Source organism: Tardiphaga sp. 813_E8_N1_3, from assembly GCF_051811025.1.
Taxonomy (GTDB): Bacteria; Pseudomonadota; Alphaproteobacteria; order Rhizobiales; family Xanthobacteraceae; genus Tardiphaga.
Genome location: NZ_JBPWQE010000001.1, coordinates 2,540,431 through 2,562,456 on the forward strand (window position 1 = coordinate 2,540,431; position 22,026 = coordinate 2,562,456).

17 protein-coding genes are annotated in these 22,026 nt (G+C 62.3%); 6 read left to right on the forward strand and 11 right to left on the reverse strand.

The genetic code is table 11. The annotated features are described in order from the left end of the window. Positions 1–12 precede the first annotated feature (12 nt). Entirely contained in the window at positions 13–396 is a 384-nt protein-coding gene (locus AB8A33_RS12095; protein WP_068736651.1) for a hypothetical protein, read from the forward strand. 85 nt (positions 397–481) lie between these two features. On the opposite strand, the gene AB8A33_RS12100 is transcribed toward AB8A33_RS12095, so the two are convergent. Then, complete coding sequence (locus AB8A33_RS12100; RefSeq protein ID WP_089264128.1) at positions 482–1,111, reverse strand: helix-turn-helix domain-containing protein; 630 nt, start codon at positions 1,109–1,111, stop codon at positions 482–484. Between the two features lie 227 nt (positions 1,112–1,338). Between AB8A33_RS12100 and AB8A33_RS12105 the strand changes: the two genes are divergently transcribed. Both AB8A33_RS12105 and AB8A33_RS12110 read left to right on the forward strand, forming a co-directional pair. Next, the gene (locus AB8A33_RS12105; RefSeq protein ID WP_439092988.1) at positions 1,339–2,208 is read left to right on the forward strand and encodes a fumarylacetoacetate hydrolase family protein; all 870 of its coding nucleotides are present in this window, start codon (positions 1,339–1,341) and stop codon (positions 2,206–2,208) included. Positions 2,209–2,415: 207 nt separating this feature from the next. Next, positions 2,416–3,396: a tripartite tricarboxylate transporter substrate binding protein gene (locus AB8A33_RS12110; protein ID WP_309946046.1), complete on the forward strand. Its 981-nt coding sequence runs from the start codon at positions 2,416–2,418 to the stop codon at positions 3,394–3,396. Between the two features lie 19 nt (positions 3,397–3,415). On the opposite strand, the gene AB8A33_RS12115 is transcribed toward AB8A33_RS12110, so the two are convergent. The 5 genes from AB8A33_RS12115 to AB8A33_RS12135 form a co-directional block, all read right to left on the reverse strand. After that, a complete protein-coding gene (locus AB8A33_RS12115; protein ID WP_439092989.1) occupies positions 3,416–5,476 on the reverse strand; it encodes a carbamoyltransferase C-terminal domain-containing protein in 2,061 nt (686 codons plus the stop codon). A gap of 159 nt (positions 5,477–5,635) precedes the next feature. After that, positions 5,636–6,994, reverse strand: coding sequence for a M23 family metallopeptidase (locus AB8A33_RS12120; protein WP_439092991.1), 1,359 nt, complete (start codon positions 6,992–6,994; stop codon positions 5,636–5,638). Between the two features lie 91 nt (positions 6,995–7,085). Then, positions 7,086–7,880, reverse strand: coding sequence for a peroxiredoxin (locus AB8A33_RS12125; protein WP_439092992.1), 795 nt, complete (start codon positions 7,878–7,880; stop codon positions 7,086–7,088). Positions 7,881–7,900: 20 nt separating this feature from the next. After that, positions 7,901–8,041: a hypothetical protein gene (locus AB8A33_RS12130; RefSeq protein ID WP_158005733.1), complete on the reverse strand. Its 141-nt coding sequence runs from the start codon at positions 8,039–8,041 to the stop codon at positions 7,901–7,903. Between the two features lie 195 nt (positions 8,042–8,236). Then, a complete protein-coding gene (locus AB8A33_RS12135; RefSeq protein WP_439092993.1) occupies positions 8,237–8,797 on the reverse strand; it encodes a hypothetical protein in 561 nt (186 codons plus the stop codon). Between AB8A33_RS12135 and AB8A33_RS12140 the strand changes: the two genes are divergently transcribed. After that, positions 8,753–11,986 carry a YhdP family protein gene (locus AB8A33_RS12140; RefSeq protein WP_439092994.1) on the forward strand — a complete coding sequence of 1,078 codons (3,234 nt, stop codon included), beginning with the start codon at positions 8,753–8,755 and terminating at the stop codon, positions 11,984–11,986. The two genes, AB8A33_RS12135 and AB8A33_RS12140, sit on opposite strands and share 45 nt — an antisense overlap. 45 nt (positions 11,987–12,031) lie before the next feature. Here AB8A33_RS12140 and AB8A33_RS12145 read toward each other — a convergent pair whose 3' ends face one another. After that, positions 12,032–12,775, reverse strand: a complete 744-nt coding sequence (locus AB8A33_RS12145) for an IclR family transcriptional regulator (protein WP_439092995.1) — start codon at positions 12,773–12,775, stop codon at positions 12,032–12,034. Between the two features lie 238 nt (positions 12,776–13,013). Here AB8A33_RS12145 and AB8A33_RS12150 point away from each other — a divergent pair, with 238 nt between their 5' ends. Both AB8A33_RS12150 and AB8A33_RS12155 read left to right on the forward strand, forming a co-directional pair. Further along, a complete protein-coding gene (locus tag AB8A33_RS12150) occupies positions 13,014–14,237 on the forward strand; it encodes an ABC transporter substrate-binding protein (protein ID WP_439092997.1) in 1,224 nt (407 codons plus the stop codon). A 105-nt stretch (positions 14,238–14,342) separates the two neighbouring features. After that, the gene (locus tag AB8A33_RS12155) at positions 14,343–15,113 is read left to right on the forward strand and encodes an SDR family NAD(P)-dependent oxidoreductase (RefSeq protein ID WP_439092999.1); all 771 of its coding nucleotides are present in this window, start codon (positions 14,343–14,345) and stop codon (positions 15,111–15,113) included. Between the two features lie 75 nt (positions 15,114–15,188). Here the strand turns inward: AB8A33_RS12155 and AB8A33_RS12160 are convergent, their stop codons facing one another. The 4 genes from AB8A33_RS12160 to AB8A33_RS12175 all read right to left on the reverse strand — a co-directional run bounded on the left by AB8A33_RS12160 (position 15,189) and on the right by AB8A33_RS12175 (position 21,952). Then, a complete protein-coding gene (locus AB8A33_RS12160; RefSeq protein WP_439071820.1) occupies positions 15,189–16,883 on the reverse strand; it encodes a methyl-accepting chemotaxis protein in 1,695 nt (564 codons plus the stop codon). Positions 16,884–17,054: 171 nt separating this feature from the next. Beyond that, a complete protein-coding gene (locus AB8A33_RS12165) occupies positions 17,055–18,749 on the reverse strand; it encodes a methyl-accepting chemotaxis protein (RefSeq protein ID WP_439093000.1) in 1,695 nt (564 codons plus the stop codon). A gap of 167 nt (positions 18,750–18,916) precedes the next feature. Further along, positions 18,917–20,611 carry a methyl-accepting chemotaxis protein gene (locus AB8A33_RS12170; RefSeq protein WP_439093002.1) on the reverse strand — a complete coding sequence of 565 codons (1,695 nt, stop codon included), beginning with the start codon at positions 20,609–20,611 and terminating at the stop codon, positions 18,917–18,919. 123 nt (positions 20,612–20,734) lie between these two features. Continuing rightward, positions 20,735–21,952: an MFS transporter gene (locus tag AB8A33_RS12175; RefSeq protein WP_439093003.1), complete on the reverse strand. Its 1,218-nt coding sequence runs from the start codon at positions 21,950–21,952 to the stop codon at positions 20,735–20,737. Positions 21,953–22,026: the final 74 nt, after the last annotated feature.

The following is a 22,026-nucleotide window of genomic DNA, read 5'->3' on the forward strand; positions in this document are numbered from 1 at the left end:
GGGGTGTGGGGCATGAATAAGATCATTCCAATTCTTGCTGTTGGCGTTGCATTGATGCTGGGCGGCTGCGGCCGCGATCCCGGACCGGCAGGTCCGAAGGGTGAGACCGGTGCGCAGGGGCCGGCCGGGCCGCAGGGTGCGCAAGGCGTTCAGGGCATTCCCGGTGCGCAGGGACAGGCGGGTGCACAGGGACCGCAAGGTCCGCAGGGCACGCCGGGCGCCAAGGGTGACAAGGGCGATGCGGCACCGGTGAGCTTCCGTGCGGTGCAGGCAGATGGCGCGATTAGCTGCGAGGCGACGGAGACGCTGGTGTCCGTTGTCTGCCCGAGTGGCGGCGCACCGGATGGCACCAAGTGCACCACGACACCAACCGTTGGTCTCTGCCTGAAGAAGTAATTGTGTGGCAGATTGAAATCGGCTGCTAGCAAAAAGGCCCCTCGCTCGCAGGTGAGCGAGGGGCCTTCAAACTTGCGGACGCGTGCTAGGCCTTGCCGTCGCTGCGTCGTCCGTAACTCGGAGGCACCGAAATCACGAGATAGTATTCACACCGGCGCGCAGTCTTGTTCTCGAACCAGTGCTCGACGTCGACTTCGAAATACAGCGAGTCACCCTCATCCAGAACCGTCTCGGTATCCTTGGTGCGCACGGTGACGCGTCCGTGCGTGGCAAGGACGTGTTTGGATGTGCCCTGCGGGTAGGCGGGCAATTTGCCGGTCGAGGTTTTCGGGGGCAGGTGATGCAGGACGACTTCCACGGCCATGCCGGCCATGACGGGCGACAGCAGGAAGCGCTCGAAGCCCGTCTTTGAATCGCGAAAGATCTGGCGTTGATCCTTGCGCACCACAGCGAAGGCGCGACGCGGCGCGTCGTCGTCGCCCATCAGCGTCGAGAACGATGTCTCCAGAGCCAGCGCGATACGTCGCGCGACCCCGATCGTCGGGCTCTTTTCGCCGCGCTCGACCTTCGACAGCATCGCCCGACTGACACCGGACTGCTTGGAGAATTGCTCCAGGGTCAGGTTGGCCTGTTCGCGCAATATGCGAACCCGATCGCCGAATGCGCGACTGACGGGGTCTTCACGAACGACCTTCCGCGTCGCCGGTTTCGCCATATCGGGTGATGCTCCGTTGTAATTAGCGGGCGTAATCCGCTGGTGATTCCATCTTAGGCGCGGTTGCCCGCTATGTCACACCCTGCTGCGGCAGATGATCGCGCGCGTCTTCTAAAGAATAAATAGCCGGGATGACCAGCTTGCCAAAATCTTCTATCGAAGATAGGTGTATCTTTAGAAGACGCGGCGATCTGTTCGCCGGACAAGCAGACATATCAGGAGGAAGAATGCACCTTGTTACTTTCCTGCATGAGGGCCGCGCCACGGTCGGCATTGCAGATCAGGCGCTCACTCAGGTCTCGCCGCTGCCGCGCGACGTTGCCCCCGATATGATTGCGCTAATTGCCAATTTCGATCGCCTGAAGGATGCGCTTACCGCTTCAGCGGGCGCGCCCCTTCCTATCGCAAGCGTCGAGCTTCTTGCGCCAATCCCGCGCCCGGCACGCAACGTGTTTTGCGTTGGCAAGAACTACCATGAGCACGCGAAGGAATTCGCGGGCAGCGGTTTCGACTCTTCCGCAAAGGAAGTCGTGCCGGAAGCGCCGGTGATCTTCACGAAGCCGTCGAGCACCGTGATCGGTCCCGGCAAGTCGATCCCGAACTATCTCGATCCGACCGACAGCACCGACTACGAGGGCGAGCTGACGGTCGTCATCGGGCGCGGCGGCCGCGGCATCAAGAAGCAGGACGCGCTGGCGCATGTGTTCGGTTACACGATCATCAATGACGTCACGGCACGTACGCTGCAGCACAAGCATCGCCAGTGGTTCATCGGCAAGGGCATCGACGGCTTCTGCCCGATGGGTCCGGCGATCCTCACAGCCGACGTTATGCCCGACCCGACGAAAATGCGACTGACGACATCCGTCAACGGCGAACGCCGCCAGGATGCCTCGGTGACCGATCTCATCTTCGACATTCCGACGCTGATCGAGACGCTCTCGGCAGGGATCACGCTGGAGCCCGGCGATCTGATCGCGACCGGAACGCCGGCTGGCGTCGGCCTTGGCTTCACGCCGCCGCGCTTCCTGAAGAAGGGCGACGTGGTTACGATCGAGGTCAGCGGCATCGGCAAACTCGAAAATCCGGTCGGCTGAACAAGCCGACATCGGTTGCTGTTTTGATGAAGAGGCGCGGGGCATCATCTGCCCCACGCTCAACTCTGCGAGCTTCAACAACTTGAAGCTTTGAGAGAGCTCCAAGATAACTCAAAGGCGCGCGGGCGCTGTCTCCCGAGATGGCGCGTCGCCCCCTAGATGCGACTGAATCCAATGCGTTGCTCAAAAACAAAACGGGAGACAAGTATGAAACGTCGCGACTTCATTGCAGGCCTCGGGGGCCTGTCGACGCTCGCTTTGACCGGTCAGGGTGTACGCGCGCAGGAAGCCTGGCCGAGCCGCAACATCACCATGGTCGTGCCATTTCCGGCTGGCGGGCAGGCCGATATCGCCGCGCGTCCGGTCGCGAGCTATATGCAGAAGGTGCTCGGCAAGCCGGTCATCATCGACAACCGCAGCGGCGCCGGTGGTTCGCTCGGCAACGCGACCGTTGCCCGCGCCCAGCCTGACGGGCACACGCTGCTGATGACGCTGTCGTCGCTGGCGGTTCTGCCCGAGTCGGACCGCATCTATGATCGGCCGGTTGCCTATGAGGTCGACCAACTGCAACCGGTCGCGCGCGTGCTCGCGGATCCGACCCTGTTCGCGGTGCCGGCCAGCGCGCCTTGGAAGACGATTCAGGAATTCGTCGCTGACGCCAAGGCGCGTCCCGGAGCGATATCATACGGATCGTCGGGCCCGTTTGGTACGTTGCACGTCTCGATGGAGATGTTCGCGATCGCGGCTGGCATCAAGCTGCTCCATGTCCCTTATCGCGGAGCAACGCCTGCGATTAGCGATCTCCTGGGCGGCCAAATCCAGGCGCTGGCCTCGGCTCCGGGCACGCTCAAGCAGCATGTAGACGCCGGGACGTTGCGTGTTCTCGCAAACTTCGGCGGCGAACGCCTCGCTGCCTTCCCGAATCTGCCGACGTTCAAGGAACTGGGCTATCCCGATGTCGAGTTCTACATCTGGGCGGGTCTGTTTGCGCCCAAGGGAATGCCAGCGCCTGTCCTGACCAAATTGCGCGAGACGATGAAGCAGGCGATGAGCGATCCGGAAGTCACGAAGACGTTCGAGGCTGCTGGCAACATGCCCGCCTATCAGGACTCAGAAGAGTTCGCGGCGTTCGTGGCCAAGGACAGTGCGCGTCTGGTTGCCGTCGCAAGAAAGATCGGCAAGGTCTGATAGTTTGGCAGTGGATGCGTTAGCTGCGGCTGCGCATCCACTCAGATAGCCACGCCGTGAAACGGCCGCTGTCGCGGGTGCCGCCATGCCAAGCGGCGGTCACCTGACCGTCGCTTGCAACCATCAGCGCCACGTCGAGACCCGCCGAACGGCGCAGGGTCTCGACGGCTTGCTGCGGTGTCTGCGCGATCGGGCCAGCGACGTTGAATGAGGTATTCACCGACAACTCGACGCCGATATGGCGACCGAGCGCCTTGAGATAGGCGTGGGTGAGGGGATCATCCTCGGCGCGGACGATCTGGATACGTCCGGTGCCGTCGGCATGAATCACGGCCGGGATTTTGTCCCGTGCATGTGGCTTCGATTGCGCCGTCAGCACCATATAATTATAGGCGTTGTAGTCCGCGTCGGACGCGCCCTTCAGCAAATCGAAATACTCGTGCGCCGCGTCAAGCGTCGCCATCGGCGCCAACGGGCGGATCGCCTCGCGATATTTCACGCGTTCATTGAGCCGTTCGCGCGTACCGGCGTCGCAGGGATTGGCGAGGATCGAGCGATGGCCGAGCGCACGTGGCCCGGTCTCCGCCGCGCCCTGATAGAGCGCGATGATGCCGCTCTGCGCGACCACGAAGGCCATCAGGTGGGCAATTGCATCGCAGCCCTCAGGCGTTGAGATATTGCCGATCGTCTGTGTCTTGATGTCGTCAGCCTGCAATGCCGCGGTGATGTCACTCTGCGTCGGCGCATCGCCGCAATAGAACGCATGCGCCATCGGCGCACCGCGCGGCGCGCCGATGAGATGAGCGAACATCCAGGCCGCGCCGATGGTCACACCAGGATCGCCAGGCGTTGGCGGAATCCACAGATGCAGTCGTTTTGAACGCCCCTGAGCCTGCTTGAACCAGTTCTCGTCGAAATGCTGCAGCAGTCGCATGTTGCCGAGCGCATTCAGCGCTACGCCGCCGGTCAGCACCAGCCGATGCGCGCCGGTGGTGCGCAGTAGATGATCGACGACGTGCTTCATCGCATCTTCGAAGACGAGTTGAGTGGCCGCGGCCTTATCGAGGCGATCCTGCGTATCCGGTCGATGCTGAATATCTTCGACGCGCAGCACGGCGTCGGGATTCCAGAGCTGGTCTGGTTTGAGCGGCTCGCCGAGAATCTTGATCAATGCGGACTTATAAGGCGCCTCGAACGGGTCGCAGTACCAGTTGCCCATGGCGCGGTTGAGCTGGATCTCACCATTTGCACCGAAATGCAGCACCTCGCGCAAGCGTGCGTAATACGGATTGCTGGCGCGATCCATGTCGCCCCAGGCGGCCGCGCCCATGTAGCGGCCCTCGCTGGAGAGCCAGGTCCAGCCGCCCTGTGTCGACGAGATGACGCTGTAGAACGCACCGAGAGAGTCGAACACGCTGTTGTTGCAATAGAGTCGCTGCATCTCGCCGCGCTCGGCGACATAGAGCGAGATCGAGCCCTGATCCCCTGTACCATCCAGCACGGCGATCGCGACCGGTTCGTCATCCGGGAAGGGAGATGCGGCAAAGGAGAACCAGGCGTGGTTGTCGTGATGGGGCATCATCATCAGCGGGACGCGCGCGGGCAGGCCGAATTGCTTGCGAAGCAGTTTCGGGGTCCGCGTCATCTGCTCCAACCGTCGTGCGTCGAAGCTGACGGAGTTTTTCGTGCGCAGCAGTTTCAGTCCGTCGGGCAGCTCATCGACAATGCTTCGCACCAGGGTGCCGAGCAGATCGGGATAGTCCCAGGTCGTCAACCATGCATCGATATCGGCGACGTCACGGCCCATTGCCTGCAGCGTCGCGCGCATCGCATCGAGTGCTGCGCGCGGATATTGCGTGGTGTGTTTGTCGCCCGAGAAACGCTCTTCTTCGTTGTTGATGATGAGGCGCGGACCGTGAGCCTGCGTGACTTCAACCAGCGCCACGCCGGAATTGTGCGTGCCGGGCAGTCCGAGGCCGGCGAGTAGAACTGTTTCGCCGCGCGCCAGCTTGGCGCGGAGCTCCGAGATGCGACGGACCGTGAAATGGGAGTCGTTGGCGTGAAAACCTGCGAGCGTCATCACCCAGGTCGCGACCCGACGTGTGGCGCGGAAGCAGAACCGGCCGAGGCGGGGGAAACGGGGACCAATGCGTCGGGGGGATTTCAACGGGCTGCCTCGGATTGACGGAGACCCGCTTCAACCACAGTCGGGGCAGGGCAACAATGCCCGGCATCCGGCTCAACCGGCGTTGAGGCGGACGCCGGCGCGGAGAAATTTCTGCGGATCGACGGCTTCGCCATCGATACGGGTTTCATAATGCAGATGCGGGCCGGTGGAGCGGCCGGTCGAACCCACCAGGCCGATGACCTGGCCAATCTTGATGACATCGCCGACCTTGACGTTGATCGCGGACATATGGCCGTAGCGGGTCGACAAGCCGTTGCCGTGGTCGATCTCGACCATGCGGCCATAGCCGCCGGCATAGGCCGCGGAGACGACGCGGCCATTGGCCGTGGCACGGATCGGATCGCCGGTGGCGCCGCGGAAATCGAGGCCGGTATGCATCGCAGGACGGCCGAGGAACGGATCGCTGCGTACGCCGAAACCTGAGGTGAACTCGACCTCGCCGACGACGGGCTTGCGATAGGGCACCAGAGCCATCGTGCGGTTCAGCTTGTCCATCTGCGCACGGGTTACGTGGATGCGATAAAGCTGGCGTTCGAACGGATCGGCGCTCGATGACAGTTTGACCGGCACGAACGGGCCACCCATCGGCGCGCGCGGTGTGGCGGATTCGAGTTTCGCCATATTGAGCCCGAGGTCCGAAATCGCGCCACGCATGCGACGAACCTTGGAGTCCATGGATTCTTCGGCCGCGGCGAGTGTCGCAATCTGGCGGCTCTCGACCTGATCGAGCGAGGCCTGCAGGCGACCGATCACATTGTCGACGCCGCCGAGTTTGGCGAACTGGTTCGGTTGCTGGGCGGTGAGAGCAGGGGTGCGGGACTCAAGCCGCGCCTCGCGATCCGGCGGTGCCACGAAGGTCACAGTGTCGCTGATCGGCGATGGCTTGGGGATCGATGTCGTAGGCTCGATCGCGGCTCCACGGGGCGGCGGCTTGCCGATCGAACCTGTAACAGACAGATCGGGCATGGCGCCGAGCGCCGTGGCACGCGACTCCAACGTGGTCTGCCGGCGCATGACCTGATCGAGCTTCTGGTCGAATTGCTCCTGGTCCAGCATCTGGCGGCTGGTGGTGCGGTCGATCTTGGCGCGGAGTTCGGCGATGCGATCTTCGTAGGCGTATTGCATGTCAGCCTGACGCGCGATGAGCTTGGTCAGCACGTCGTCGCGAAAGGCAAAGTAAGTGGCTGTGGCCGCAGACCATGCCCCCAGCACGGTCACCGTACCGACGACGATCCAGAACACCACAGGCCCGATGCGGACCTGCTTGCCGCGATGGGCGATCGTGTAATCGCTTTGATTGGGTTTGGAGGCGGGCGCCTTGACCGGCCCGACGCGGCGCGCCTGTGGCCGTCCATGGTCGTGTGCGTGGTGCTGAGGATACTCGGCATATTGGGTAGGGCGGTTCGACATCAGCACTCCTGATGCCAGCCGGAGACTCGTCGGCTGGCTCAACGGAGGCGATTTGAGCCCTTCATGGTTAATTTTGAGCAAATGACATTGATCAAATCCGACGTGCCTCTTCGAACACCGCGTCTGCGTGCCCGTCCACTTTGACGCCGCGCCAGATCTTCGCGACGTTGCCTTTTGCATCGATCAAAACCGTGGTGCGAAGAACGCCTTCGAAGATTTTGCCGTACATCGATTTTTCGCCCCAGGCGCCATAGGATTTCAGCATTGTCTGTGCGGCGTCGGAGAGTAGCGGGACACCCAGAGCGAATCTGTCGCGGAATGACTCCTGCGCTTTCAGCGGATCGGCCGAGACGCCTAGCACGGCGGTGTTTGCAGCCTGAAAGTCGGCGGACAACCGGGTGAAGTCGATGGCTTCTTTGGTGCAGCCGGGCGTGCTGGCACGGGGGTAGAAGAAGATCACCAGCTTCTGGCCGGCATAGTCCGACAGCGAGACCGTGGCGCCACCATCGCGGGGCAACTGGAAGGCCGGAGCCTTGGCCCCCTCGGCTGCGACACGAGGCGCCGGTGCGATTTTCTCGGGAGTTGCTTTCGGTGCCGCCACGGAGGGCGGCGCAGGCTTCGCAACTGCTTTGGGCGACGCCTTCGCGGCGATCGTCTTAGTCGCTGGAGCCTTTTTGGCGACAGGAGCCTTCGCGACTTTGGCGGCTGGCTTGGCTAGCGCCTTGGACACGGCTTTCGCCACAGGCTTGGCTTGCTTGGCGGCAGCCTTCTTGGCTGGGGACTTTGCCGCAGCCTTGGCAGGCTTCTTCGCCTTTGAGGGAGAAGCAGTCTTGGCCGTTTTCTTGGCGGCGGCCTTGGCGGGTTTCTTGCTGGCTTTCTTGGCCATGGATGTTCCTTTCTTCGCGTTCAGCGGTTCAATTGGGCGGCGCGCCCGACGAGGCGCTTGGCCGCAGTTTCCAGCGTCAGTCCGGCTTTCGCGCCCGATGCGTTTTCTGCCACTGTACAGATGGCCCGTTTCGAGGGATTCTTGCGCGATTTCTTGGACATACGCCTTCCTTTCGTCGCTTTCGGCGGCTCAGTGTGATGACATTGCAAAGCACCGACGACCGGGTGGCGGCACGTTGCAGTGCAAATGCGCTGGCCCAAATATGCTGGTCTCGGAGTATGGTTACAAAGGATTCGACGCAACACACGTTCCGTGCGCCATAGGGGCGCCGCAACGACCGCACGACGAGTTATAATTCAAACCGAGGATTGGCAGCGATGCCGGCAGAAGAGCGCTCGTCGGTTGTCGATGCGCGCAGGGCCGGTGACGATCATTCTCATAGTCAGCGCCAGCACCGAGAGGCAATGGCCAGAAATAAGCCGCCACAAGCGTATCGACCGCGCGCCGATGACGAGTCCTTGCAATGGGATGATGCCGATTGGGATCATCAGCATGACGAGGCCGGGCATCACCGTGCACGCCGCTTGCTGTCCAAGAAAGATAGTGGCTGGCACCGTTTCGGCGATCGGCTCGTTGCGGTTCGCGATTGGCTGTCCGGCGGTCGATGGGTCAAGCGGATTGCGGCTATCCTCGGCATCCTTCTGATTATTTTTGGCGTTTGCTTTGGCGCCTTGTGGGTCCGGCTGGGCGCAGGCCCGATCAATTTCGACATGGCCACACCGTGGCTGGTCGACGCGATCCAGGACAATATCGGGCAGGGTAATACGGTCGAAGTTGGCGGCACGCAGATCGAACGCGCCGGGCGGGTCCGGATGGCTGTGCGGATCCGCGACATCGTCGTCCGCGATCGTGAACACGCCGTCGTGGCCAGTGCCCCGAAGGCCGAAGTCCGGCTCTCCGCAGCTGCCATGATGATGGGCCGCTTGCGCGCCGAAAGCCTCAACCTGGTCGATGTCGTGCTGGCTGTGCGCATTACGCCGGATGGGCAGGTGACCGTGTCGACGGGCGAGAATGCTCGCCCGATCGCGACGGGTGTCGCGTCGCCACGCACACCAGGGTCGTGGCTCGGTCCGGGCAGGCAACCGGAGCTGACCTTCCCGCGGCAGCCGCAGCCGCCGGTGGTCCAGATTCCGCAGCCCCCTGCCGACAAACGCGAGGCATCCACCGGCTTGCTGGCGGGTCTCGATTGGCTCGACAGCCTGACCCTGTCGGGTCTTGATGGACAGAACCTCAACGAGATCGGTCTGAAGAACGGCAAGCTGGTGGTTGATGACCAGCAGCGCGGCAATACGTGGGACTTCAACAATATCAGCCTGACCCTGCGCCGACCGAGCGGCGGCGGCGTCATGATGACCATCGGCGAGGGCGGCAAGGCGCCATGGACACTCGGCGTCACGGTCGGTGCGCCAGCCAATGGCGTGCGTGCGGTCAGTCTGCGTGCCGACAAGGTCTCGACCCGGAATATCCTGCTTGCGCTGCGCATGAAGGATCTCACTTACAGCGCCGATCTACCGCTGACCGGTGAGTTGAGAGGCGAAATCGGGCGCGACGGCCTCCCGACCTATTTCCGCGGCAAGCTCACAGCAGGCGCGGGCAATATCATCGATAACGATACGCCGGATTATCCGATGCCGATCGATCAGGCGGAGGTGAGCGTCGAGTGGGATGCTGGCCGCCGTGTGCTGCTGGCGCCGTTCAAGTTCGTGTCCGGTGAAAACCGCGTCACTTCGCTTGCCCATGTCGAGCCCCCTAATGGCGCGACCGACTCGTGGCAGGCAGGGATCAGCGGCGGCACCATCGTATTGGGCGGAGGTCCGGGCGAAGCGCCGCTGATCTTCAACAGTATCGACATCGGCTTGCGTTTCGATTCCGACAACCGCCGCGTTTTGCTGACGCGGGCGAATATCAGCAACGGCGAGATCGGCGTTGCTGGCACCGGCAGCATTGACTACGCGGGCGAGCCGCGCATGACCCTCGGCTTTGCAGGAACGCCGATGTCCGCTTCGGCGCTCAAGCGCATGTGGCCGATCCTGATCGTGCCGGAAGTGCGCGAATGGGTCACCGAACGTATCGAGGGCGGGCAGCTTCAGAGCATCGAGATCGGGGTCAATTCGCCGACCAAGAACCTGACACGGCGCGGGCCGCCGATTCCCGATGAGGGGCTGTCGGTGAAGATCCTCGCCAATGGCGTGGCGTTGCGTCCGGTGGACGGCATGCCGGTGATCCGCGACGGCGATCTGCGAGCGCGCGTCACGGGACGGACCGCGACCGTGACCATCGGTCAGGCAAACTCCGAGACGGCGGCCGGACGCAAGCTCAATCTCAGCGATATCGTGTTTGAAGTTCCGGATATGGCACCGAAGCCATCGCCGGCTCGCGTGCGCTTCAAGCTGGAGGGACCGGTGGCGGCCGTGGCTGATGTCCTCAACTCCAACCGTCTGAGCGAAGTCACCGGCAACATGCTCGACCCGGCAGCCACCAAGGGCAATGTGACCGCGCAGGTCGCCATGGGCATGCCTATCCAGCACGAACTGACCAAGGCCGATACGACCTACAACATCACCGCGGATTTGATGGCATTTTCTGCGGACAAACTGGTGATGAATCAGAAGCTCGAAGCCAATTCGCTGAAGGTCACAGCGAACAATCAGGGCTATCAGGTCAAGGGTGACGTCAAGATCAACGGGCAGGCGGCATCGCTCGACTATCGCAAACCAACCGATGGCGATGCCGATGTGCGTCTCAACGCGACACTCGACGATGCAAGCCGCGCGCGGCTCGGTGTGGACCTCGGACCGGCGGTGGTCGGCAATCTCCCGATTAAGGTTGTCGGCAAGATCGGCTCCGGGGACCGTGACAGCAAGCTCGGGGTCGACGCCGATCTGACGCCGTTGAAGCTCGACAACATCCTGCCGGGCTGGATGAAGCTACCCGGCAAGAGCGCTCGCGCTGTCTTCAACGTCGTGAAGAAGGGCGACACAACCCGTCTGGAAGACATCGTCGTCGATGGCGGTGGGGCTTCGATCAAGGGCTCCGTCGAAGTTGATCAGAACGGTGACCTCGTCGGTGTGAACTTCCCGACTTATTCACCGTCCGAAGGCGACAAGACGTCATTGAAGGCTGACCGTAGTCCGGATGGCGTATTGAAAGTCACAATGCGTGGCGACGTGTTCGACGGTCGCGGCTTCCTGAAATCGGCAATTTCCGGCAAGGATGGGGATCCCAAGAGCAAAACCAAATCGGTCGACTTCGATATTGATGTGAAGCTCGGCGCTGTTGCCGGTTACTACGGCGAGGCCGTTCGCAGCGTCGATGCCAAGATTTCGCGGCGCAACGGTACGATCCAGAAATTCTCCCTGAGCGGAAAGCTTGGGCGCGACACGCCGCTGACAGGCGATATGCGCGGACGCTCCCAGGGTGCCGGCCGTGATGTCATTTATATCGAAACCAACGATGCCGGCGCCTTCCTCCGCGCGACCGACACCTATTCCAAGATGTCGGGGGGCCAGCTCGCACTGGCGATGGATCCGCCGTCGTCGGACACCCGTGCCAAGGAAGGCCTGATCAACATCCGCGACTTCAACGTCAAAGGCGAGGCGCAACTGGCCAGTGTTGCCGGAGGCGGGCAGAACGCGGCGCAGAGCAGCGTCGCCTTCTCGCGACTACGTGCCGAATTCACGCGACAGAACGGTCAGCTCACCATTCGGGATGGCGTCGTCAAAGGCCCGACCGTCGGCGCGACCATCGAAGGCAGTATCGACTACCCGCTCAATCAGGTGCGCATGAGTGGCACCTTCGTGCCAATGTATGGGCTGAACAACATGTTCGGCCAGATCCCGATCGTCGGACTGTTTCTCGGTGGCGGCAGCAATGAAGGCTTGATCGGCGTCACTTATGAAGTCGTCGGTACGCCCGGTGCGCCGGTGCTGCGCGTCAATCCGATCTCGGCCATGGCACCGGGTGTGTTCCGCAAGATCTTTGAATTCGGCACCGGCAAGCAGAACAATTCGATCGAATTCCCGAACCAGAACAACAACAGCAACTAACGACGTTTGTGGCTCAAGCGCAGTGCTCGCCGCATTGTGCGGGGCTTAGTTTGACGCGAGTTCGGATGCGAAGCGCTGCATCAGATGCTGGATGATGGCGGCCGTTTCGGGACGTCGCGTCAGGCAACGCGATGTCGGACCGGCAACCACCAGCGACAATCGGCGATGTTGCACCGGCAAGGGCACGGCGACGCCCGCGAGGTCAGCGATATATTCCGATGAACTCTGCTGATAGCCGCGCTCAGCCGCCTCTCTGAGTTCGTCTTCGATCGCCTCTGCCGTCGTCGGCGTGGTGTGGGAGAAGGCTTCGAACTTGATCTTGCGATAGATCGCCTTGCGTTCCTCGGGCGAATGCTGCTCGAGAATGGCGCGGCCGACCGAACTCGCATGGACCGGTACGCGGTCGCCGATCTGGGCGAAGTAGCGCACCGAATGCGTGGACTCGACGACATCCAGAAAGATCGCAGACGTTCCGGCGAGGGCGGCGATGGCCGTCGTCTCGCCGGTTTGGTCGGCAATCTCGGTGACCAGTGCATGGGCCGCGTCCGGGAGCGGCTCGGCATCCGCAACAGTGCGGGCGAGAGTGAGCCAGCGCGGGCTGGGATAGTAGCCGTTGCGCGCACGGGGCTCATAGAGCCACCCCTTGTCGGCGATGGTGCCGACGAGATTGAACGTGCTCGAGCGCGGCCAGCCGAGGTCATCCGAAATTTCGGCCAGCGTCGCAGGGCGTTTGCGCCGAGCGAAATACTCCATCAGTTCCAAGACGTTCGCAGCTTGTCTGACCAGCATTGAAATTCTCGTTCTTCCATTTGGGCACGCCACGAATGGCGAACTGTCCGCGTTTCCGCACGGTCTGGTTGGCCTCTGTATCGCTGAAATGGCTTTGAAAGCCATCCACATCGGCAACGCTGGTCTTGACTTACAATTCACATATAGGTCTTATAAATTCATAAACAAGAATTATTCACGTGATCGTCGGTTGGCGCCTTGCCAGGGTGAATCGCGGAATTTGTCAGGGGAGGAATAAATGACCATTCGTAATGCTCTTGCCGTGTCCGTCGTGGCGCTGTCGCTTGGGCCGTTGTCCGCGCCGATGGCTTCAGCGCAGACGCCGGTGAAGCTTGGCGTTCTCGCCGATATGTCAGGTATTTTCTCGGATATCGGGGGCATGGGTTCGTTCGATGCCACCAGGATGGCCGTTGAGGATTTCAACAAGCTTCCGGGCGCCGACAAGTTCAAGGTCGAGGTGATCCAGGGCGATCCGCAGAACAAGCCGGACATCGCCCGCAACATTGCGCGCAAGTGGTACGAGACCGAAGGCGTCGATGTCCTCGTGGATATTCCGACCAGCGCCACCTCGCTGGCTGTCGCGCCGCTCACGGCGGAGCTCAACAAGGTTGCGCTGTTCACGGCATCCGGCACGTCGGATCTGACGGGCAAGGCCTGCACCCCGAACTCGGTGCATTGGACCTATGACACCTGGGCGCTGGCGCACGGCACGGCAGACGCCATGACCAAGGCCGGCGGCAAGAGCTGGTTCTTCCTTACTGTCGACTTCGCGCTGGGCGCTTCGCTGGAGCGTGATGCTACAGCCGTCATCAATGCCAATGGCGGCAAGGTGCTCGGCGGCATCAAGCACCCGACCGACTCCAACGACTTTGCATCCTATCTCCTACAGGCCCAGGCCTCCAAAGCGGAGGTCATCGCGCTGGCGAATGCCGGAGGCGACACCGTCAAGGCGATCAAGCAGGCGTCTGAATTCGGCATCGTGCAAGCGGGCCAGAAGCTCGCCGGCATGCTGATGTTCATCTCGGACATCCACTCGCTGGGCCTCAATACGGCGCAAGGCCTGCAGCTCACTGAGGGCTTTTACTGGGATCTGAACGAGCAGACCCGCACCTTTGGCGAGCGTTTCGCCAAGCGCAATAACGGCCGCTATCCCAGCATGAACCAGGCGGGCGCCTATTCGGCGTCGCTCACCTATCTGAAGGCGGTCGCCAAAGTTGGCTCGCCGAAGGATGGCGCCGCGGTCGTGAAGGCGATCCGCGAGATGGGCACGTTCGACGATCCACTGTTCGGCAAGACCACGTTGCGCGAAGATGGCCGCGTGCTGCACGACATGTATCTGCTGCAGGTCAAGAAGCCCGCTGAATCGAAGAAGCCGTACGATTACTACAATGTTCTGGCGACGATCCCGGCCGATACCGCATTCCGTCCGCTCAAGGACGGCGGCTGCCCGCTGATCAAGTAACGGCTGCAACAACGAACGATGAGAACGCGCAGATGTCGGTGACCCCGCGCTGCGCGTTTTTCATCGTCTGAACTGCAATTTCAAAACCACTATAAGGACAACAGAATGCGTCTCGCCAATAAACTCGCCGCCGTCACCGCTGCTGCATCGGGCATGGGACGCGCCGGCGTGGAACTGTTCCTCAAGGAAGGCGCCAGGGTCGCCGCCATTGACGTCAATACGGACGCGCTGGCGCAGCTCAAATCCGACATGAAGAAGCTGGGTTATGAGCTCACCACCATCCAGGCCGATCTGTCGAAGACCGAACAGATGAAGAGTTCAATTAACGACGCGGCTGCAGCGCTCGGTGGCATCGATATCCTGTGGGCCCATGCCGGCACGCCCGGCCCGGCAGGCGTCGAGAATCTCGATCTCGCGGCCTACGAATTCGCGATGTCGCTCAATGTCACCTCCGCCACGCTGGCGGCCGGCGAAGTCATCAAGCACATGCGCAAGCGTGGCGGCGGTTCGGTGATTTTCACCTCGTCGGTGTCGGGCATCGTCGGTTCGATGATGAGCCCGATCTATTCGGCTGCTAAGTTCGCTGTGGTCGGCCTCACCAAGTCGCTGGCGCAGGCGTTCGCTCCCGATCAGGTCCGCGTCAACGTGATCTGCCCGGGTCTTGCAGATACGCCGATGAAGCTCGGCTTCACCGGCCGCTCGGGCGTTGCAGCGGAAGCTGCGGTCAACGAGGCTAAGCTGTTGGCGGCGGTGCCCATGGGCCGCCTCTGCAAGGCCGAGGATGTAGCGCATGCCGCGCTGTGGCTCGCGTCCGACGATGCCTCCTTCATCACGGGCGTTGCGTTGCCGGTGGACGGCGGCTTCACCGCGCGCTGATCGGCAGTCATTCCCAAAATAGCGAAGGGCGCGGTCATCGCTGACCGCGCCCTTCGTGCTTGAGGGATATCTGCGTCAGGCGGCGCGAACGCCGGCGAGGAAGGTTTTGACTTCGCCGGACAGTTGTTCGGCCTGTTTCGACAGGCCGGTTGCCGCACTCAGCACCATGCCCGCAGCGTTGCCGGTCTCGTGTGCTGCCGAGCTGACACCGCCGATATTGGTGGTGACGTTCTGGGTCGCCTGCGCCGTCTGCGTCACGTTGCGAGCAATTTCGGCAGTCGCCGTACCTTGCTCCTCAATGGCAGAGCCGATCGTGGTGGCGATGGCGCTGACTTCTTCGATCGTGGCAGTGATGCCCTGAATTGCGTCGACGGCTTCTTTGGTTGCGCTCTGGATCTGGGCGATCCGGGTGCTGATCTCCTTGGTGGCATCGGCGGTCTGGCCGGCCAGGCTCTTTACCTCGGTGGCGACCACAGCGAAGCCGCGGCCGGCATCGCCGGCACGTGCGGCTTCGATGGTGGCGTTCAAGGCGAGGAGGTTGGTCTGGGCGGCGATGGTCTGGATCAGCTCGACCACATGTTCGATCTGCTGCGCGCCATCGGCCAGGGCCCGTACGATGGTGTCGGTGCGCCGGGCACTGTCCACGGCATGCGTCGTGATTTTTGCGGATTGCGCCATTTGACGGGCGATCTCGCTGATCGACGACGACAGTTCCTCGGCGGCAGATGCGACCGTCTGGACGCGGGTGCTGGCTTCAGTTGCGGCCGAACTCACCATCGTGGCCTGCTGGTTGGTGCGGTCGGCCGTCCCCGTCATGGACTGTGCGGTGGCTTCCAACTCGGTCGAACCCGATGCCATCAGCCCGACAAGCTGGCCGACGGATGCGTCGAAGCGATTGGCGAGGGCGATCAGGGCATCGCGCTTCTCGGTTTCGCTCATCTGCTTGAGCTTGGCCTGCTCGGCTTCGAGAGACCGCGCCGTCAGTGACGTCTGCCGAAGCATTTCCAGCGTCTCCGCCATGCGGCCGATTTCGTCACCGCGATCGGTCTCCTCAACCTTCGCGTCGAGCGCGCCGTTGGCGATGTCATGCATGCGTGACTGCAACCGGCGAAGTGCGCCCAGAATGTCGCTGGAAATCAGCCAGGACAGCAGTGCCATCAAGGCGAGCACGCCGGCACCGATGGCGCCGAGGCGCATCAGCAGGGCGTTCATGTCGGCATCGAGGTCGTCGACATAGACGCCGATGCTGATGACGACGTTCCACGGCGCGAATTTGCGGGCGAATACGACTTTCGGTCGGGGCTCATCCTGGCCGGGACGCGGATACAGATAGGTCGCGGTCGCACCTTCAGGCTTGCTGTTGGCGGCGGCGATGACGGCGGATGCGATCAGGACGCCATTGGAATCCTTGCCGTTGGTGATGGTGCCTTCGAGCTTCGGCAGCGTGCCGTGAACCATCACGGTGGAGTCGGCGCGATAGGCGAGCACGTAGCCCTGTCCCTTGTCGAACAACATGCGCCTGCTGCGCAGGCGAAGCTGATCTTCAGCTTCCGGCAGCTTCATCCTGCCGGCTTCAACCTCGTCCTGCAGCGATTGTGCGAGCCCGGTGACGAGATCAACGGCGGTGCGGAGCTGCAAAATCCGATCCTCCATCATCCGCTTCTGGCTAAGCGAAGCGGCGACCGCGATGACCGCGCAGACCGCAATGGCGGAGACCGCGACCATGCTGACGAGCTTGGTGCGGATGGTGAAGTTACTGAGCAGACTCATCTGGACCTCGGCATGAGAGTGACCAGACAATAATACCGCCAACCTGCTTACCAATGGTAAATCACGGGTTGCACTGCGTACCTTTCGGCATGCGCTGCTTCGGTCAGGTCCTGAAATGAAAAAGGCGCAGTCATTGCTGACCGCGCCTGACATTCAATGGGGTCGTCGTGCTTAGGCGGCGCGCACGCCCGCTAGGAAGGTGGTGACTTCGCCTGACAGTTGCTCGGCTTGTTTCGACAGACCGGTTGCTGCACTCAACACCATGCCGGCGGCATTGCCAGTCTCATGCGCTGCCGAGCTGACACCGCCGATATTGGTGGTGACGTCCCGCGTGGCCTGCGCCGTCTGGGTGACGTTGCGGGCGATCTCCGCCGTTGCAGCGCCTTGTTCTTCGATGGCCGAGCCGATCGTGGTGGCGATGGCGCTGACTTCTTCGATGGTGGCGGTGATGCCCTGGATTGCATCGACCGCTTCCCTGGTAGCACTCTGGATCTGCGCGATGCGGGTGCTGATTTCCTTGGTTGCGTCAGCGGTCTGGCCGGCCAGACTTTTCACTTCGGTCGCCACGACGGCGAAGCCACGGCCCGCATCGCCGGCGCGGGCGGCTTCGATCGTGGCATTCAGCGCCAGCAGGTTGGTCTGGCCGGCAATCGTCGAGATCAGTTCGACCACATGCTCGATCTGTTGTGCGCCGTCAGCAAGGGCGCGAACGATGGTGTCGGTGCGGCGGGCGCTATCGACGGCGTGGGTCGTGATCTTGGCCGACTGCGCCATCTGACGCGCGATCTCGGCGATTGACGATGACAGTTCTTCGGCGGCCGCGGCCACAGTCTGGACGCGGGTGCTGGCCTGCGAGGCAGCGGTGCTGACGATGCCGGCCTGGTCATTGGTGCGGGCGGCTGTGCCGCTCATCGACTGCGCGGTGGCTTCGAGCTCGGTGGAGCCCGATGCCATCAGGCCAACCAGCTGACCGACCGAGGAGTCGAAACGATCGGCGAGGGCGATCAGCGTATCGCGCTTCTCGGCTTCGCTCATCTGCTTCAGCTTGGCTTGTTCGGCTTCCAGCGTTCGTGCCGTGAGCGAGGTTTGGCGCAGCATCTCCAGCGTCTCGGCCATGCGACCGATTTCGTCGCCGCGGTCGGTTTCGCCGACTTTCTCGTCCAGCGCGCCATTGGCAATCGCATGCATACGGGCCTGCAAGCGGCGCAGTGCGCCGAGGATATCGCTAGCGATCAGCCAGGACAGCAGCGCCATCACGGCGAGCACGCCAGCGCCGACAGAACCAAGGCGAACAAGCAGGGCGTTCACGTCGGCATCCAGGTCGTCGACATAGAGCCCGATGCTGAAGGTGACGTCCCAAGGTGCATAGTAGCGTGCGAAGACCATCTTGGGGACAGGTTCTGTCTGACCCGGTCGCGGATAGTAGTAGAAGGTGCTGCCGCCGGTCGGCGTCTGACGCGCGGCTTCGATGACTGCCCTGGACATCACGACGCCATTCGAGTCCTTGGCGCCCCTGTTCGTGTCTTCGAGTTTGGGGTTACCGCCATTCACAAACTGGACGCCGTCAGATCTGTAAGCGAGGAGATAGCCCTGCTTGTTGCCGAAGGTCATGTTGCGCGCCAGCGCGCGATAGCGCAGCTGGGCATCGGCGAGGCTGGTCTTTCCGGCGGTGACGTCTTCCTGCACGGCATCTGCCAGGGTCACCATCAGCTCGGCCGCGGTCTTGAGCTGCTCCATGCGATCCTGCTGCATGCGCTTCTGGCTGAGCGAAGCGGCAACGGCAATAACGGCGCAGACCGAAGCGACGGACACCAGCACCATACTGGTGAGCTTGGTGCGGATGGTGAAGTAACTGAGCAGACTCATCTGGACCTCTGAATGTGGCTAGCCGGACGATAATACCGTAAATCTGCTTACCAATGGTGAATCACAAGTTGCGACGCGGGGCTGCGTGTATCGCTTGGGCAGGCGCTGAAAGCAGAAAGGCGCGGCCATTGCTGACCGCGCCTTCATGCAAGGGATGTTCGTCGCGCCTAGGCGGCGCGCACGCCAGCGAGGAACGTTGTGACTTCGCCTGACAGTTGCTCGGCTTGTTTCGACAGACCGGAAGCAGCGTTGAGCACCATGCCGGCAGCGTCGCCGGTCTCGTGCGCGGCCGCAGTGACGCCACCGATGTTGGTAGTGACGTCCTGCGTCGCTTGCGCCGTCTGGGTGACGTTGCGGGCGATCTCTGCGGTCGCTGCGCCTTGCTCCTCAATGGCGGAGCCGATCGTGGTGGCAATGGCGCTGACCTCTTCGATCGTCGCGGTGATACCCTGGATCGCGTCGACCGCTTCCCTGGTAGCACTCTGGATCTGCGCGATGCGGGTGCTGATCTCCTTGGTTGCGTCAGCGGTCTGACCGGCGAGGCTCTTTACTTCGGTCGCGACGACGGCGAAGCCACGGCCTGCATCACCGGCGCGGGCGGCTTCGATGGTCGCGTTCAGCGCCAGCAAGTTGGTCTGGCCGGCGATGGTGGAGATCAGTTCGACGACGTGCTCGATCTGTTGAGCACCGTCGGCGAGGGCACGCACAATGGTGTCGGTGCGGCGGGCGCTGTCGACGGCGTGGGTGGTGATCTTGGCCGACTGCGCCATCTGACGCGCGATCTCGCCGATTGACGATGACAGTTCCTCGGCGGCGGCGGCGACCGTCTGCACGCGGGTGCTGGCCTGCGAGGCAGCGGTACTGACGATGCCGGCTTGGTCATTGGTGCGGGCCGCGGTGCCGCTCATCGACTGTGCAGTGGCTTCGAGCTCGGTGGAGCCCGATGCCATCAGGCTAACCAGCTGACCGACCGTGGAGTCGAAGCGATCGGCGAGGGCAATCAGCGCGTCGCGCTTCTCGGCTTCGCTCATCTGCTTCAGCTTGGCCTGCTCGGCTTCGAGGGAGCGGGCGGTCAGCGAGGTTTGGCGCAGCATTTCCAGCGTTTCCGCCATGCGCCCGATTTCGTCGCCGCGATCGGTCTCGCCGACATTCTGGTCGAGCGAGCCATTGGCGATCTCATGCATGCGGGCCTGCAGGCGGCGCAGCGCACCGAGAATGTCGCTGGCGATCAGAAAGGACAGCAGCGCCATGACGCCGAGCACGCCAGCGCCGAGCGAACCCAGCCGGACCAGCAGAGCGTTCACGTCGGCATCGAGATCGTCAACATAGAGGCCGGAGCTGAGCGTGGCGTCCCACGGCGCGAAGTGGCGCGCATAGACCATTTTGGCGGTGGGCTCGGTTTGGCCCGGCCGTGGATAGAGATAATAGGTCATGCCGCCGGTCGCGCTCTGCTTGCCGGCGTCGATGATCGCTTTCGAGATCAGGACACCATTGGAGTCTTTGGCGCCAGTGTTCTTGTCTTCGAGTTTAGGATTGCCGGCATTGACGAGGATGACGCCGTCGGGGCGGTAGGCAACAAGATAACCCTGCTTGTTGCCGAACGTCATATTGCGCGCGCGCATACGAAACTGCATCTGTGCGTCGGCGAGGCTGAGTTTCCCGGCCGCCACTTCCTCCTGCAGGCTTTCGGCCATGCCGAGCATCAGGTCGGTCGCCGTGTGAAGCTGCTCCATGCGGTCCTGCTGCATGCGCTTCTGGCTTAGCGACGCGGCCACTGCGATGACGGCGCAGATGGACGCTGCGGACACCAACACCATGCTGGTGAGCTTGGTGCGGATGGTGAAACGGCTAAGCAAACTCATATTGACCTCTAGTCGGTGCAAAACTGGCAAAAAAATACCAGCGAGTCGCTTACCAATCGTGAAAGTTGACAAACTCAGATAGATCGTTCGCTGTGCGAACTGTTGCGCCGAGAGGTTTGGGCGCTATTGGCGCAATGCTGGGACGACGAGAAACGGGATCATGCCGATCACGACGCTGATCAAGGCAAAGGCAAGCAGCGAGTTGTAGCTCTGGGTCCAGTCATGCAGCAGGCCGCCGGTCCATGAACCGAGCGCAGATCCAAGCCCGCTGCCGAAGGTGATCGTCCCATAGATCGTGCCGACCCGCTTGCCGCGGAAGATCTTCATCGCGGTCGCTGTCAGCAGCGGTCCACGCGAGCCGATCATGCTGCCGAAGCAGACAACGAAGCCAGTAAGCAGCGCATAGTTCGGATACCACTGCAGGAGCCAGAGCATGACGATACCGAGGAGCGACAGGCTGTAGCTGAACAGAATGGACGGTCGTCGACCGATCACGCCGTCAAGCCAACTGACGCCGAGCATGCCGAACAGCAGCACCACGCCGCTAAAGCCCCAGGCGGTCGCCGCCTGCAGCGGCGGGAAACCGACATCGATCAGATAGGCAACGACCTGCGGCGAGATCGCATACATGCCGATGGCGGTGAAGAAGAAGGTCCCGAACAAGGCCCAGAATGCGTGGTGGCGCATGGCGCTGATCAGGGTCCAGCCTTCGTCGATGAGCGTCTCGCTTGTCTGCCGTTTCTCGAGATGCGGTGAGCCCGCGCCGAACCTGCGCCACGGCAGAAACAGCAAGGGTATCAGCAGCGCCAGGACGCTAAAGCCGAAGATGCGATAGGCGCCACGCCATTCGACGTGATCGATCAGCAACTGGGCGATAGGCAGCATCAACAACACGCCAGCTCCGGTCGCCGAATACACGACGGACATCGCGGTCGGCAGCCGCTTGCCGAACCAGCGTCCGAGCAGCAGGGAGTTAGGCACATTGCCGATACAGGCTATCGCGAAACCCAGGCAGAGACCGAGCGCGAGCTGAAATTGCCAGAGTTTCTCTGCATAGGCTGCTGCGAGCAGCGAGCCACCAAGCAGGGCGATGCCGGTCAGGAACACGGTGCGCGGACCGGAGCGGTCGAACAACCGTCCGACTAGCGGTCCCGCAAGGCCGACGCAGAGCGCGATGAGCGAATAGATCGAGACGACCTCGGCGCGGTCCCAGCCGAAGGATTGCGAGATCGGGAGCAGAAAGACCGTGAAGCTTTCCTGCAGGCCGCGTCCCAGCACGGACAAGGTGAAACAGACACCGAGAACAGTCAGTCCGGTGCGTTGGGACGTCTTCAAATCCATCTGGCTTCTTCTTCACGGCGTTTGCGACAGCTACGCCATGGAGCGCGTTTCGCAGTGCATGAACAAGTGCGCTA

Excerpts from the sequence above, each read along its gene's own strand:
- AB8A33_RS12150 (WP_439092997.1), top strand. The coding sequence starts at position 13,014 with ATGACCATTCGTAATGCTCTTGCCGTGTCCGTCGTGGCGCTGTCGCTT.
- AB8A33_RS12145 (WP_439092995.1), bottom strand. The coding sequence starts at position 12,775 with ATGCTGGTCAGACAAGCTGCGAACGTCTTGGAACTGATGGAGTATTTC.
- AB8A33_RS12100 (WP_089264128.1), bottom strand. The coding sequence starts at position 1,111 with ATGGCGAAACCGGCGACGCGGAAGGTCGTTCGTGAAGACCCCGTCAGT.
- AB8A33_RS12125 (WP_439092992.1), bottom strand. The coding sequence starts at position 7,880 with ATGGCCAAGAAAGCCAGCAAGAAACCCGCCAAGGCCGCCGCCAAGAAA.
- AB8A33_RS12165 (WP_439093000.1), bottom strand. The coding sequence starts at position 18,749 with ATGAGTCTGCTCAGTTACTTCACCATCCGCACCAAGCTCACCAGTATG.
- AB8A33_RS12175 (WP_439093003.1), bottom strand. The coding sequence starts at position 21,952 with ATGGATTTGAAGACGTCCCAACGCACCGGACTGACTGTTCTCGGTGTC.
- AB8A33_RS12120 (WP_439092991.1), bottom strand. The coding sequence starts at position 6,994 with ATGTCGAACCGCCCTACCCAATATGCCGAGTATCCTCAGCACCACGCA.
- AB8A33_RS12130 (WP_158005733.1), bottom strand. The coding sequence starts at position 8,041 with ATGTCCAAGAAATCGCGCAAGAATCCCTCGAAACGGGCCATCTGTACA.
- AB8A33_RS12155 (WP_439092999.1), top strand. The coding sequence starts at position 14,343 with ATGCGTCTCGCCAATAAACTCGCCGCCGTCACCGCTGCTGCATCGGGC.
- AB8A33_RS12110 (WP_309946046.1), top strand. The coding sequence starts at position 2,416 with ATGAAACGTCGCGACTTCATTGCAGGCCTCGGGGGCCTGTCGACGCTC.
- AB8A33_RS12160 (WP_439071820.1), bottom strand. The coding sequence starts at position 16,883 with ATGAGTCTGCTCAGTAACTTCACCATCCGCACCAAGCTCGTCAGCATG.
- AB8A33_RS12105 (WP_439092988.1), top strand. The coding sequence starts at position 1,339 with ATGCACCTTGTTACTTTCCTGCATGAGGGCCGCGCCACGGTCGGCATT.
- AB8A33_RS12095 (WP_068736651.1), top strand. The coding sequence starts at position 13 with ATGAATAAGATCATTCCAATTCTTGCTGTTGGCGTTGCATTGATGCTG.
- AB8A33_RS12115 (WP_439092989.1), bottom strand. The coding sequence starts at position 5,476 with ATGACGCTCGCAGGTTTTCACGCCAACGACTCCCATTTCACGGTCCGT.
- AB8A33_RS12140 (WP_439092994.1), top strand. The coding sequence starts at position 8,753 with ATGGCTGTGCGGATCCGCGACATCGTCGTCCGCGATCGTGAACACGCC.
- AB8A33_RS12170 (WP_439093002.1), bottom strand. The coding sequence starts at position 20,611 with ATGAGTTTGCTTAGCCGTTTCACCATCCGCACCAAGCTCACCAGCATG.